The organism is Halobacillus sp. BBL2006, from assembly GCF_000786645.1.
GTDB lineage: Bacteria > Bacillota > Bacilli > Bacillales > Halobacillaceae > Halobacillus.
In genome coordinates this window covers 1-14,357 of the sequence record NZ_JRNX01000100.1, presented here as the reverse complement: position 1 = coordinate 14,357, position 14,357 = coordinate 1, and the positions used below count along the sequence as shown (strand labels likewise).

16 protein-coding genes are annotated in these 14,357 nt (G+C 37.9%); 7 read left to right on the top strand and 9 right to left on the bottom strand.

The genetic code is table 11. From position 1 onward, the window contains the following. Both LD39_RS03825 and LD39_RS03820 read left to right on the top strand, forming a co-directional pair. Positions 1 to 544: DeoR/GlpR family DNA-binding transcription regulator (locus LD39_RS03825; RefSeq protein ID WP_035543046.1), on the top strand; the 544-nt coding region annotated here is incomplete at its 5' end. Between the two features lie 15 nt (positions 545 to 559). Next, entirely contained in the window at positions 560 to 952 is a 393-nt protein-coding gene (locus LD39_RS03820; RefSeq protein ID WP_035543045.1) for a tautomerase family protein, read from the top strand. Positions 953 to 1,037: 85 nt separating this feature from the next. On the opposite strand, the gene LD39_RS03815 is transcribed toward LD39_RS03820, so the two are convergent. The 9 genes from LD39_RS03815 to LD39_RS03775 form a co-directional block, all read right to left on the bottom strand. After that, a complete protein-coding gene (locus LD39_RS03815) occupies positions 1,038 to 1,343 on the bottom strand; it encodes a PTS lactose/cellobiose transporter subunit IIA (RefSeq protein ID WP_052158722.1) in 306 nt (101 codons plus the stop codon). 2 nt (positions 1,344 to 1,345) lie between these two features. Then, the gene (locus LD39_RS03810; RefSeq protein WP_035543044.1) at positions 1,346 to 1,645 is read right to left on the bottom strand and encodes a PTS sugar transporter subunit IIB; all 300 of its coding nucleotides are present in this window, start codon (positions 1,643 to 1,645) and stop codon (positions 1,346 to 1,348) included. Between the two features lie 244 nt (positions 1,646 to 1,889). Beyond that, entirely contained in the window at positions 1,890 to 2,759 is an 870-nt protein-coding gene (locus LD39_RS03805; RefSeq protein ID WP_052158721.1) for a carbohydrate ABC transporter permease, read from the bottom strand. A 14-nt stretch (positions 2,760 to 2,773) separates the two neighbouring features. Continuing rightward, positions 2,774 to 3,688 (bottom strand): carbohydrate ABC transporter permease, encoded by a 915-nt coding sequence (locus LD39_RS03800; RefSeq protein WP_197061384.1) that lies wholly within the window; start codon positions 3,686 to 3,688, stop codon positions 2,774 to 2,776. Between the two features lie 83 nt (positions 3,689 to 3,771). After that, positions 3,772 to 5,052: an extracellular solute-binding protein gene (locus LD39_RS03795; protein ID WP_035543043.1), complete on the bottom strand. Its 1,281-nt coding sequence runs from the start codon at positions 5,050 to 5,052 to the stop codon at positions 3,772 to 3,774. A 12-nt stretch (positions 5,053 to 5,064) separates the two neighbouring features. After that, complete coding sequence (locus tag LD39_RS03790; protein WP_035543042.1) at positions 5,065 to 5,904, bottom strand: sugar phosphate isomerase/epimerase; 840 nt, start codon at positions 5,902 to 5,904, stop codon at positions 5,065 to 5,067. An 829-nt stretch (positions 5,905 to 6,733) separates the two neighbouring features. Continuing rightward, positions 6,734 to 8,002 carry an MFS transporter gene (locus LD39_RS03785; RefSeq protein ID WP_035543041.1) on the bottom strand — a complete coding sequence of 423 codons (1,269 nt, stop codon included), beginning with the start codon at positions 8,000 to 8,002 and terminating at the stop codon, positions 6,734 to 6,736. 100 nt (positions 8,003 to 8,102) lie between these two features. Beyond that, the gene (locus LD39_RS03780) at positions 8,103 to 8,291 is read right to left on the bottom strand and encodes a helix-turn-helix domain-containing protein (protein WP_035543040.1); all 189 of its coding nucleotides are present in this window, start codon (positions 8,289 to 8,291) and stop codon (positions 8,103 to 8,105) included. Positions 8,292 to 8,706: 415 nt separating this feature from the next. Then, entirely contained in the window at positions 8,707 to 9,126 is a 420-nt protein-coding gene (locus tag LD39_RS03775) for a universal stress protein (RefSeq protein WP_035543039.1), read from the bottom strand. A gap of 222 nt (positions 9,127 to 9,348) precedes the next feature. On the opposite strand from LD39_RS03775, the gene LD39_RS03770 reads away from it, so the two are divergent. From LD39_RS03770 to LD39_RS03745, 5 genes are all read left to right on the top strand, one after another. Next, positions 9,349 to 10,809 carry a SulP family inorganic anion transporter gene (locus LD39_RS03770; RefSeq protein WP_035543037.1) on the top strand — a complete coding sequence of 487 codons (1,461 nt, stop codon included), beginning with the start codon at positions 9,349 to 9,351 and terminating at the stop codon, positions 10,807 to 10,809. Between the two features lie 26 nt (positions 10,810 to 10,835). Further along, entirely contained in the window at positions 10,836 to 11,258 is a 423-nt protein-coding gene (locus LD39_RS03765; RefSeq protein WP_035543035.1) for a universal stress protein, read from the top strand. Positions 11,259 to 11,511: 253 nt separating this feature from the next. Beyond that, complete coding sequence (locus tag LD39_RS03760; protein WP_035543034.1) at positions 11,512 to 12,123, top strand: bifunctional 2-polyprenyl-6-hydroxyphenol methylase/3-demethylubiquinol 3-O-methyltransferase UbiG; 612 nt, start codon at positions 11,512 to 11,514, stop codon at positions 12,121 to 12,123. Positions 12,124 to 12,760: 637 nt separating this feature from the next. After that, complete coding sequence (gene istA, locus LD39_RS03750; RefSeq protein ID WP_035543047.1) at positions 12,761 to 13,993, top strand: IS21 family transposase; 1,233 nt, start codon at positions 12,761 to 12,763, stop codon at positions 13,991 to 13,993. Continuing rightward, positions 13,990 to 14,357 (top strand): ATP-binding protein (locus LD39_RS03745; protein ID WP_035543032.1); only part of this gene is annotated, 368 nt, incomplete at its 3' end. The genes istA and LD39_RS03745, both read left to right, overlap by 4 nt.

Below are 14,357 nucleotides of genomic sequence, written 5' to 3'. Positions count from 1 at the left end.
TAGCCAACTAAAAGAGAAAAGAAAAATCGGACAACATTGTGGTCAATTTATCGAGCAACACGACATCGTTTATTTGGACTCTGGTACGACTACACACTTTGTACTTGATAACTTAGGTGAGGAAATCGAATTCACTTTAATTACGAACAGTTTGGAAGTCATTAATAAAGCTGTTGAACTTCCTAATGTCAGCCTTATCATCATTGGAGAAACTTACAAAAGATCCACAAAATCATTTACAGGGATTTCAGATGATCAGACAATAAGTAAGTTCAATATCAATAAAGCATTTATGTCAGCAACAGCATTTTCTCTTGATAATGGAGCTTCTAATTCGGATTTGTTGGAAAACAGAATTAAAAAATTGGTATGCAAGCGAGCACAGGATGTCTATCTACTAATCGACCATTCAAAATTTGGAAAGACTTCCCTGTATACTTATTGTAATTTAGAAGATCTCCATACCATCGTTACAAATAATGAGGTTGACCAATCATACGTTAATGCAATTAAGGAATCTAACACGAATATCGTTTTATTATAGAAAGGAGAAAAAATTATGCCTTTATTAAAATTTCATGTATTTGAAGGTAAGAGTGAAGAAGAAATAAAACATATACTCAATGTTACCCATGAGGTAATGGTCGAGGCATTTGAAGTTCCTGCAAGTGACCGCTACCAACTCGTTCATGAGCATAAAAAGCATCAAATGGTGATGGAAGACACAGGATTGGGGTATGAACGAACAGACAACTTTCTCTTGATTCATATGATTTCAAGAGAAAGAACCAAAAAACAGATTACTAAATTCTACGAAAACCTGGCTAAAGATCTTGATAAAAAGTGTAATATCAGTCCAGCTGATTTAATGATATCTATATCGTCTAACGACGATAACGATTGGAGTTTCGGTGGAGGAAAGGCTCAATTTCTGACCGGAGAGCTATCATAATTAATCTTTGATCCCAATCTATATAAGGAAGGCCAAGGATTCTTTTTCATGAATTCCAGGCCTTCCTTTTTCATTTCACCTATAGCTATTTATTAAGATGAAGGTCGGCTAATTCCTTAACAAGCTCATGAACCATTTGAGCATTCGAAACATGATCCATTGCATGGATTAAATAAACAGTTATAGGAATCTCTTCTGTCCTTGCATTCAAACTCAGAATATTCGTCTGCTCTTTATGAGCATTGAGCAGAAACTTCTTAGAGAGAGACATCTTTTCATAGTATCCTTCCCTATCTCCCTCTTTCGCACAAGTTAATGCTTCAAAGGCATTATTCTTTGCCTGGGCAGACTCCGTAATTAGCGGCATAAACGCCGTAATATCGACGTCCATTTTTATATAACCTCATTCAGCTGCTCAAAAATACTGTATGCATTCATATTGTTAAAATCACTCACTGAAACCTTAACCACTTTTCCATTAGTGACCTTCCTGTATTCTTCTTCTTTATGATGGATCTGGGGTACAAGAAGAACAGCATCAACAGGCACTTCTTTCACATATTCCAAGCCTACTTCCGTGCTTTTCGAATTGATATGGATTTCTTTATCATTCTCTTCAGCTAATTCGTTCAGTTTTGTCACTAATAAACTTGTTGTAATGCCGGCTTCACATACTACGATAACGTTTTTCATCGCGCCTACCTCCGAAATATTTATATTTCCTAATTTATATATTACACACATTTTTTTCAAACATAATGAATCCCCTATATACACTAGTTAGCCCAGAATTATACATTTTAAACAGACCACTCAATGAATAAACGTAGACCCACTGGAACTTGAAAAACGCGAGGTAAACAAACGACCACCCCGATACCTCCAGGTTTTGGAAGGATTCGGGGTGGTCTAATTACACACCTAGAAAATATTATACTTATCCTTTAACTGCTCCCATGGTCATTCCTTTAACCAAATGCTTTTGTACCAGAAATGAGAAAATCAATACTGGAAGGATCGACATAGAGGCTGCTGCCGTCAATGCACCCCAGTTTGTTTTGTACTGTGTAATGAAGGTAGAAATCCCCGCAGGCAACGTCATGACATCCGTATTATTTAATAGGAACATCGCAAATAAAAATTCATTCCAGGTAAGAATAACAGTGAAAATGGATGTAGCTACAAGACCTGGAAGAGCCAACGGAAGGACAATTTTAATAAATGCCATAAAGCGAGAGGATCCATCGATCATAGCCGATTCCTCCAAAGACTTTGGTATTTCTTCAAAAAACGCTTTCAGCATCCATACAACGAATGGAAGGTTAAAACCTGTATACACGATCAACATCGCCCATAGAGTATTTAATAACCCTAGTTGCTGCATAATTAAATAAAGCGGAACTACAATGACGATCGGTGGCAACATTCTCGCCGTAAGAATCATAAATGATAGCCTTTCATTTCTTTTTCCTTTCATTTTAAATCGTGCAAGGCTATAGGCAGAAAAAGCACCAATCGTTAAACATAATAATGTTGAAGCAAATGATACGATAGTACTGTTTATAAAGAACTGCATAAATGGATTATTCGGTGAAAATATGCCCTCCACCGGATCAAGATAATACTGTAGCGTGAAATTTTGCGGAAAGAACGTTTGTTGGTCCGCAAAAAGCTCACCTTCCGTTTTAAAGCTTGTTATTACCATCCAGTAAAGAGGAAAAAGGATAAAAAGAATTGCAGCTGTCAAGAAAGAACCACGCAGCAATTTAAGTTTCCAACCTTCATTCTTTGAGGAAATAGCAGCCATACTTGTACCCCTTTCTAATTAGGTGCTTGTGAGGAATTCATCATTTTAATAAGTAATGAAGAGATAATAATCGTAATCACTAAGACGACTAATAAACCTGCCGCAGCAAAACCAAAGTCCGAGAACTTCATGGCTTGACGGTACATTAGGAAACTGACAGTCTCTGTCGCTTGTCCTGGCCCACCTTGAGTAAGAACGAATACTTGGTCAAATGTTCTTAAAGCATCCATGGTACGAATAACTAGTGCAACGACTAGCACCGGTTTTAACATGGGAATCATGACATATCGGATGACTTGCCATTTAGAAGCACCGTCAATATCTGCTGCTTCAAATGGATCTTTAGGTAGTGATTGCATTCCAGCTAAAATGATTAAGAAAACCATCGGTGTCCACTGCCATATGTCCACGACTACTAATGATAGAAAGGCAAGAACTGGTTCACCTAAGAAATTCACTTTCGGTATTCCGATACTTTGCAGCATATAGTTGATTATTCCCATCTCAGTATGCAACATTAATTTAAATACAATCGCTACAACAAGTGGGGAAAGCATCATCGGAATAATAAGCAGCCATCGCAAATACCTCATTGCTGCGCCATCTTTAGACATAACCAAGGCCAAGTTAAATCCTAAAAAGATTTGGGATCCCACAGCAAGAGCAGTGAATAGTAATGTAACCAAGATAGAGTTCCAAAAAATACTGCTGGTAAATGTCTTTGCGTAATTCTGCATCCCGGCAAAACCAGTATAGTTACCGAATGTATCAAAAGACGAGAATGAAATATAGACAGCATAACCAATAGGGAACAATGTTAATAAAGCTAGCAGTAAGAGCGTCGGGGTTAATAATATCCCAGACAGTTTCCTGTCACTGGACAAGCCAGGAGCAGGTTTCTTTTCCTTTTTAGTGGGAAAAATCTTCATGATTGTCTCTCCCTTGATATTCATTTAACTCACCCCTAATGAGATTAAGAGAGGAAAATATCATTCCTCTCTTTTCTTTAAATTTAATAACCGTTTTCCTCCATCACGTCTCTTATATCATTTGCCGCTCCTGTCAGTGCTTCTTCTGCATCCAAATCACCCGTAATCGCTTTATTCAGATAGGTGCCATAAATCTGTTCTACTTGAGAATATAATGGAGTACGCGGACGCCATTTAGCATTCTGCAGACCTTCCTCTACCGCAGCCAAATAAGGGTAGTCTTTAAGTAATTCTTCATCTGTCAATACACTGGAGCGAGTCGGAATTCCGCCGAGTTTCGTCATTTCAGTTTGCACTTCTTTAGAGGACGCCCATTCAATAAATTCCAACGCATTTTCCTTATTATCAGAACCTTCCGGAATGCTAAAGATCCAGTTTCCGATCATCGGCGCATGTTCTTTTCCTTCCGCTTTAGGTACTAACCCATAACCCATTTTTCCAACAACCTCTGATTTGGACTCATCTTCCATTGTTTCTCCCCATGCTGGCCAAACAATTGAGGACAGTCCATCACCACCAGCCATAGCACGTCCTATTTCATCAGCATTATAGCTTCCAATTCCTTCTGGCGCATAGTCAACAAAACTTAAGTATCGTTCTAAGGCGGCAATGGCTTCCGGGCTGTCTAACGTTACATTCCATTCGTCATCAAAGAAATCAGCACCATGCGACCATAAGAACGCGTTAAAATTGGTAGCGATAGGATTTCCTCTAGCTCCTCGATGGACGAATCCGTATTCAATTTCATCCTTGTGCTCCTCCATTGCTGTCTCCAGATCCTCCCAAGTTTCAGGGATATTGCTAAGAATATCTTTTCGATAGAAGAAAAGTTGCACATTACCCACTTGTGGTACACCATAGTACCTTGGCTCTTCACTCTCATCAGATCCAGGTAGACGAGGGCTATCCGGGGCTGGCCACATAGTAACCTGACGGGAAGTTTCTACAAAGTCCTCATCTGGATCGTAACCAAGTTCATCTAAAGGTGTGAGGAACCCTCCTCCAGCAAACATCGGCATCCACGGATCGTCTGCAAATATAACGTCATAAGTTTCTCCGCCATTCCGTAAATCATTGTATATACGCTCATAAAGTGTGTTGTAATCAAATTCATTCCACTCTACTTCCATCCCAGTTTCTTTCTCGAATTCAGAAACCATTTGTTTAATAGCAGCAGATTCCACCCCAGCTACCATAGCAACTGAAATTGTATCAGACCCTTCACCCGAAGTTTCTTCATTCCCACCACAAGCGGCCAATATAGACAAAGTCAAAACCGCAAACAATACCACTAATTTTTTCATTCGTATTCTCCTTTATTTAAGTATTTTTTGCAAAGCCTTTTCCAATAGATGGATCGTTTTGTCTTTAGCTTTGCTAATACACTTTTCAGCTTCTAACTCCCAATATTCTGGACGGAACAATTCAACAGAAGCAGGACCTTCAAAACCTTTTTCATAAAGTAAAGTAATGATGGTTTCTAAAGGAATTACCCCTTCTCCCGGCCATAACCGATGGTGATCTCTTAATACTCCCGGTAATTTCCCTTCACAGTCATCGATGTGAAAAAGAAACAAGTCATCGATTGATAGATTTTTCAAAGCTTCATAGCTGGAGTTCATGGCGTAAAAATGAAAACAATCCAAAACAAGTCCGACCTGAGGATTACCAACTACCTCTACAACCTCTTGAGCTTTATCCAGTGTATTGATAGAGCAATCTGGATAACCTACAAACTCTAGAGCAAGCTTCAAATCTGTGCCTTTGATGAGATCCAAGAATTCTCTAAGTCTGACTACTGTTTCTCGCTTTATCTCCTCCCAGTCTTTTTCAATACCAAATGTGGGTACGGCTACAATGGTGTCACAGTCGATAGCGGTTGCTACCTCTGACATCAGAGAAAGATCTTGCTTCATCAAATTAAACTCTGTCTGATTTCTAAAGGTGAATTCTTCCAATGCATTTAATGATAGCGGTTTCAAATTTGCCGAGGAAAAAAAGTTTTGCAGGTCACCTACGGAGTGTGTAATTAAGTATTCTTTCAATTTATCCAAACGGATTTCAATAAAGTCAAAGCCGTGTTTTTCACACAATATCAAATCATCTTCCAAATTTGAGTTTTCCAATGTAGTTGCCTCATTAAAGGCAAGCTTCATATTCTCCCCCTCTTTCTTCATGTAGTGAATTTAATGAAAACTAATAATTCCTTCTAATGCCTCCTTCATTTAAATCTTGGAACTAAAAAACCAAAACTTAACCCAAAACCACCAAATGAAGATTGAAACGATCCGAAAAAGGTAAACTTTTGATTATTTTTTTATCAACTTATGATAATAATGATAATATCAATCCTACTGATAGTCAACAAATTCATTAAATTTTCTAAAAAATTCAGTGCACTAAGTAAAAGTTTCATTGTTATGACTTTTTGAATATAGACTTTCCATCACCTCTTATTATTCATCAGTCATCAGATAATTGATCTCAACCGGCTGTAGTCTTTATTAGAGGCTCAATTCCATGGCAATAAACACCAAATACTAAAAGCCTTACTGAAAGTAGCAAGGCCTTTCTAAATGATAGTAAGGTCATATATAAGTTTGGGCCTTCATTTTCTTTCCTTATGTTTTTCCTGAGTCAATATAAAAAGCCTCTCAAAAGTTCAGTGAACTTATGAGAGGCTAACTAAAATAGGATATTTTGTTTTTTGAATGACAAAAAGTATGTCAATCAGTGATGATGAAGGTCAATAAACCCCTTCATAGAAGCATTTTGGGCGTTATTACATCATGCCGCCCATGGTTTCGCTTCATTAAAAAAGTAATATAAGGATCGAAAAACCTCATTATAATCACTTCCAAAAGGTCAAAGCAATAATTTAGTCTATTGAAAGAAAACAAAACATGAATGAAAGTATGTCAAAAAGTATGTCATTAATTTCAATTATGCAATTCAAAGCTAACTCCTTTATTCAAGCATCCTACCTCAATTTGAATAAGAAGGTTTAGGCGATAGCAGAGAGAAAATAGCTGCTAATAACGGCAAGGAAATCATTACCCAGAGAATTTCCTGATATCCTCCAAACCAATCATAAAAGATTCCAAATGGAAGAGGGCCAAAGGCTGATCCTAACACCATTACGGTTTGAGCTAACCCTTTAATACTTCCTAAGTGTTCTCTTCCAAAGTAATTGGGCCACACGATACTTAATACAATTCTCTCAAATCCATTCACAATGCCCCATACCACTCCGTAAATAACCGCGCCCGTCCAAGAACTTACTTGTAAAAGCACTAATAGAGCTATAACATGTCCCCCAAATGTGATGGCTAATACATAATGAACAGGGACACGATCCACAAGATAACCGACTAAAAAGGTTACAGGAAATCCAATAATGGCCATCATAGATAATACCAAAGCTGCTACGGAATCCCCTAATCCTTTCCCTTCTGCAATAGAGACTAGGTGAAAAGTAACTCCAGTATTGACCAAAGCAGGTACACTGACACAGAATAGAATGAGCCAAAATGCTTTTGTGCTCATGGCTTCCTTGAGGGTCCAACTAATTTCATTAACTTCAATAGTCGAGCTTTCTTGATCATTTTGAAGATCTTTTGGAGTCCCATCAGGAATCTCACCAACATCTTTCGGTTGATTACGAACAAAATAATAAGCGATGGGAACGAAAACGATGAGAAGTAAAAGACCCCAGATGGTCCATGTCATTCTCCATCCAGTTGCATCAATCAACCAACTATTCAAGATGGGTAACAAAGCTGAACTTGCGAACCCGCCGATGGCCATGACACTTAAAGCTCTTCCTCTTTTCCCAATGAACCATTGAGGTACAAGCGTATTCGGGATAAGTGTTAAGGATCCCTGTCCAAATAATCGCAACATGAAAAACCCTAAGAACATCATGATGGCCCCTGCCATGAAAGCATTCCAAAAACAAGCAACAGCTAATAATGAGCCTGCTATGGTCATCATGGTTCGCTGCCCCCAGCGATCTACAAGTCTTCCAACTAAAAACAGTGTTAATCCCGCACACAATGTCGCTGAGGAGTATAATCCTGAAACTAGGGACCGGGAGTAATCAAAATCACTAATATAATGCTCAATAAAAATCGATATCGAATAGGTTTGTCCTGGTCCAGAAAAGAACATACTTAATCCAGCTACCGCAACGATCATCCAGCCATAATAGAACGGTGTTGAGACCGGAGCCTCACTTCTTATTGGTTTCTTCATATTTTACCTCTTCCTTTTAAAAACTAGCGAATCATACGTACAATAAAATAAACCAGCTATATTCATAACTGGTTTCAACATCCTATATCCAATTTAAATCCTATAGGTGTTCTCCGTGCTGGAGTTTCCTAATGTGCTCTCTTAAGTCCTCTTTTTTCACTCTCCAATGACGACCGATTTTAAATCCTGGAATCCGGCCTTCTTGGACTAATTTATATGTAGTGACTTCACTAATTTGTAAATATTCTGCTACCTGGGATATTGTCATGATCTCTTGTTCGTTTTCCATGAGTAGACCTTCCTTTAACTGAAGTGTTTATATACAGTTTAAACTCTTTGTGGCCATATCTCAACTTGATTTATTTAGGAAGTAACGTCTCTGGCACACCTCCCTCTCCCTTACACTTTTTACATTTTACCTTAATGGTCACGCCTAGTATTTGCCTCCCAACCTTTCCCTTCCCTTTACACCATTGACACAAAACATAGATTGCCCTATAAACGCACTCTCTTCAGTTAAATGGTTTATAAATTATTTATTTCATTTATAATTTATTATAATTGAATGGTATTTTCAAGTAAGAGGACTCTTCGGGTGTTGCTTCATAAAATTGACGCTCCTTATGAAGATCATGGTGTAGACGGAGAACCATAATTATTCCTTTAGGAGAACACGGCATATGTGTTCTCCTTTTCTCATGGGTTTATTTCACAATTAGAACAGGACATTGAGCTCGTTTGGCCACTTTGTGACTCACACTTCCCAACACCATTTCTTGAAGACCGTTTAACCCTCGACTGCCAATTACCACGACATCAAATTGATTTTGATTAGCGTACTTAACAATCGTTGGACCTGGATCACCTTTTATAATTTTAACTTCATAGGATACATCTCTTTCCTTTAAAACATCTACCGTAGCTTCTAACCGCTCGCTTCTTTTTTGCAACAGAGATTCTTTACTAACTTCTTTTAAAATGTCTGATTTAGATGTGGAGCCATCTATAGAATATAGAACTGTAACGATAGAATCATTATTCGCTAAAGCTAGATGCGCAGCATTTTTTGCAGCACGTACCGCATGTGCAGATCCATCAGAGGCTAACAATATTCGACTAAACATTGCATTCATCTCCCTTTTTAAACGCTATTGTAAATTTTTTATTAATGTAAACGCTTAACATTCAAAATGGCATTGCAATCCAAATCATTATCTTATACTCTATTATAGTCAGTTATAAAAGAAGAAGAAATAAAAACAATCAATTATTCTATTTTATACAAACTTGGCTACTGCGAGACTCAGTAGTCCTCAAATAAAATCCATTTAAGAAAGAGGGTATTTATGTCGACATTATCTATTAAAGAAAATTGGCTTGGGAACGTTAAAGGAGACGTTCTCTCGGGAATCGTTGTAGCCTTGGCTCTTATTCCTGAAGCCATTGCATTCTCCATTATCGCTGGAGTAGATCCGATGGTGGGACTTTATGCTTCGTTCTGTATTTCTGTAGTCATTGCTTTTATGGGTGGACGTCCGGGTATGATTTCTGGTGCTACAGGAGCTATGGCTTTAGTCATGATCACGTTAGTCGCACAACATGGCATTGAATATTTGTTAGCCACCACGATCTTAACCGGTGTTCTTCAAGTTCTGTTTGGTGTATTTAAATTAGCTCGCTTCATGAAGTTCATTCCACGGTCAGTAATGGTAGGATTCGTCAATGCATTAGGAATCCTAATTTTCACTTCTCAATTACAGCACTTTAAAAATGAACCATGGATTATCTATGCTCTTGTCGGTTTAACGCTAGCTATTATCTATCTACTTCCTTTAGTTTCAAAAGCCATCCCTTCTACTCTTGTAGCAATCGTAGTCGTATCGGCAATTGTGATTTGGATGAATATAGGAGTAAGAAACGTTGGGGATATGGGAGAATTAACCCAAACCCTTCCAATGTTTGCATTGCCTAATATCCCATTAAACTTTGAAACTCTGATGATTATTTTCCCTTATGCCTTAGCTTTGACCATTGTAGGGTTACTCGAATCGTTATTAACCTCATCTATTGTTGATGATATGACAGATACAGATAGTAATCAGAATAAGGAGAGCCGTGGACAAGGATTCGCCAATATCGTTACTGGTTGCTTTGGCGGTATGGCCGGTTGTGCTATGATTGGCCAGTCAGTTATTAACGTAAAATCTGGCGGCAATGGCCGTCTATCTTCCTTAGTTGCCGGAATTGTTCTCATGTTCTTAATCATTGTTCTCGGAGATATAGTCGTCCAAATTCCAATGGCTGCTCTAGCTGGGGTTATGATTATGGTTTCCATCGGGACGTTTGATTGGAGCTCCGTAAGAAATATCCACAAAGTTCCTGTTTCAGACGCTGCTGTCATGGTAATTACCGTTTTAACAGTGGTATTAACTCACAACTTAGCCTATGGCGTTCTTGCTGGAGTCGTTCTGAGCATGATTTTCTTCGCAGTGAAGATTTCCAAAGTTCGTGTTCTCTCTCTCTATGTCAATGAAGGAAAAAAACGTATCTATTATGTGCAAGGACAATTGTTCTTTGCGTCTGTCACTGACTTTTTAGATTCCATTGACTTTAAAGACACGGCGGAACATGTGGAAATCGATTTAAGCGAATCTCACTTATGGGATGATTCTGCAATTGGTGCCCTAGATAGTGTGGAAGCAAAGTTTGAGCAAAGTGGCATCCACGTAAGCTTTAAAGGGTTGAACGGTGAAAGTTCTCGATTACTCACTCGGTTAGGTGGAGTATCTAGAAGCTCTGGCCACTAATATGAATTAAAGGAGTACAACAACCTATGTTTAACAAAATTTTATTAGCTACGGACGGTTCTGAACATTCAAGCCGTGCGATTAAACAAGCTATAAAAATGGTCTCCCCCTATAAAGACCAAGTAAAAATAGATTTAATTTATGCTGTAGATGGAGACACATCCAAATCTGATGTTTTGAAGTATGGGGATTCTCATACGGCAACCATTAAACGCAAAGAAAGATTCATGGAAACTATACAAGGGATTGAATCAAAAGGAGTCAAAGCGGACATTATTCTTCTGCACGGAGAACCAGCTGAAGAAATTGTTGAATATGCCAACAACCATGATTATGATTGTGTGGTCATCGGCAGTCGTGGAAGAAACAAGTTCCAGACTCTAATTTTAGGTAGTGTCAGCCATAAGCTGGTCAAGTATATTCAATCTCCTGTTATCGTCGTTAAGTAAAAAAAAACGTGTAGCCGAGATGCTTTCCTGGCTACACGTTTTTCATTGAAAATCATTGGCTGTGGAATAACCAATGATTTGGCATTTGAAACAGGGATTGGGGTCCTGATTCAAAACCGGACTCCCTTCACTATATCTAATCTATCCATTTTAATCAATCAGACCACCAACAAAGGACAATTATACCAAATTAAATATAATTAATTATAATATGATATAATTGAACTGAAATTTCAACAAAGCGGTGAGTATGATGTTAGAGGATACAGGAGAACGTGTTATTCCGAAAGAAATGGATCCAACCAATAGTTTACTGCTCGAACACATTGCAAGGTACACTTTTTCTACTCCTTATGTGAAGGGTAGGGTTCTAGACCTCGCCTGTGGAACAGGTTACGGAAGTGCCATGGTAGCAAAAGAAAAGAAAAAGGATATAGAAGAAATAATTGGGATAGATATTTGTTCTGAAACGATCAAATATGCCATTCAAAATTATTATCACCCTCTCCTTACCTTTAAACAAGGAAATGTTATGAACCCCTCATTAAAAAACGAAATTGGAGTATTTGATACAATCTTATGCTTTGAAACGATCGAGCATGTGAAAGATGATCGTGCTTTTATGGAGAGAATGTATGAGTTATTGAAACCAGACGGCACGCTGATACTCTCCACTCCTTTCGGAAAGGGAAGAGATTATCCTTGTGGTTCCCCGTTTCATTACTTTCAATTGTCGAAGAAAGAGTTCCAGGAACTATTCACTTCTTTTTCCGAAGTGGAAATCTTTTATCAAAGGGGAGTCACGATTGAGCCCCCTAGAGAGGATGTGTATTATCCTCTCGGTGTCGCAGTATGTAGAAAATAATCCGCAAAATACACGAGCAAAGGAGTCACTATGAAAAAAAGTAAAGTACTTACAGGTATTTTCGGATGTATAGTTTTATGGTTTGTCGGAGCTTATCGATTGGCAACTGAATCACTAAGTATCTATCCACTTATTCTTTCTGTATTATTTGTCCTCGGAAGTCCTGTCGCGGTTGTGGTTATGATAATAAAATTAAAAAACGCTCAGCTTAATGGGAATCTGCATTAAAAAAGAGATTAACTCAAAATAGTGTTTGATCCTCCTTCTTACAATCTATATTACCCAGATTTAAAAAAGTCTCTCAACAATTTAAAATTTGTTGAGAGACTTTTTCTTTGAACTTAATTTTAGTTTTAAATCACATAAAGTATGTCATTCAAGAGTATTACAAGGCTGCAAACCCCTTCATATCAAGCTTTTGGACGTTATTACATCATGCCGCCCATATATCCGATAATTTGTAACATGTTTAACATGAGTTAACTAACGCTAATAAACCCGCACCATTAATGGATTTACTTCAATGGTAAAAGTTGTAAGCAACGGTGCTAAAATCCCATATAACAACGGTTTCAAATTCCCCAATAATAACGGATAATCATTTCTATATTACATAGTGATTTGGAGTGTAGAGATGATGGTCAAGATTGGGGAGTTTTTTATGATTCGAGAGTTACATCAAAAAGGGTGGACAATCACCGCTATTTCTGAAGAAACCGGATTTGATCCTAAAACCATTCGTAAGTACATAAATTCTGACGAATTGCCAAAGAAAAAAGGCACTCAAAAGAGACAAAGTAAACTGGATCCTTATAAAGAATACTTAGAAAAGAGGATTAAAGAAGGTACTACAAACTGTGAGGTTCTCTTAGAAGAGATTATGGCTTTAGGTTATGATGGGAAGATTACAATCCTTCGGGATTTTGTACGTCCTTATCGGGCTCGTCCTAAAAAGCAAGCAACTATACGATATGAGACTACACCTGGAAAACAAGCTCAAATGGATTGGGGACATGTTGGTAAGTTTGAAGTTGATGGAGAATCTAAAGAGGTTTATGCATTTACCATGGTGTTAAGCTACTCAAGAATGAAATACGTTGAATTCACGGATAGTATGGATTTAGAAACCTTAATGAAATGTCATATGAACGCATTCGCATATTTTAACGGAGTTCCAGAACAAATTCTATATGACAATATGAAAACGGCTGTTATTAAGCACAATCCAATTGAAATAAGATTTAATCGAAAATTTGAAGAGTTCTTAGCTTACTATGGAATAGCTCCAAAAGCATGTAAACCGTATAGACCGCAGACTAAAGGAAAAGTAGAAAATGCGGTGGGGTATATAAAGAAGAATTTCATGCAGCGTAAACATACGCCCACACTAAGAGCATTAAATGAAGATATGAGAAAGTGGCTCAATCAAACAGCGAATCGAAAGATTCACCAAACAACCATGGAATCTCCACAAACTCGCTTTCAGCATGAACAGAAATACTTAAGTGCTTCTAACAGTAAACCGCTATTTCCTATTAACCATTGGGAGATTAGAACGGTAAGTAAGGATTGTTTTATTTCTTATCAAGGGAAACGGTATTCCGTACCTTACCGGTACGTTGGTCAAGAATTAAAGATTAAAGAAACGTTAGATCATCATTTAGAAGTGTACGATTCTATTGAATGTATAGCTAAGCATCCTCTAATGCTTGGTAAGGCCCGAGACCATATTAATCTTGAACATTATAAAGGACTGCAAACGACTACTGTTGGTTTGCCGACCCCCAGCCGTTTACAGTCCACTAACATTGAAGTGGAACAACGCCCTCTTCGCATGTATGAGCAACTAGAAGGAGGTGATCAATCTTGACCACTAACCTTTTAGTTGAACGTTTAGAAAAGATCGGTTGGCATTATACCGCCGATCAAATTGATGGTCTACTCGAAGACGCATCTAAAAATAATGTACCATACTCGGACTTCTTAATCACGATTTTGTCTCAAGAAATCGAACAAAAGGAAAAACAAGCTTTAGAAAAACGCCTTAAGAAAGCAAAGTTACCGTACATTAAAAGCATCCATGATTTTGACTTTAGCTTCCAACCTAGTATTGATAAGCGCAGAGTCAAAGAAGTTTTGTCAGGAAGGTACATTCATAATGGAGATAACATCCTTCTTCTAGGACCTCCGGGTGTGGGAAAGACTCACTTAGCTATATCTATGGCATTTGAAGC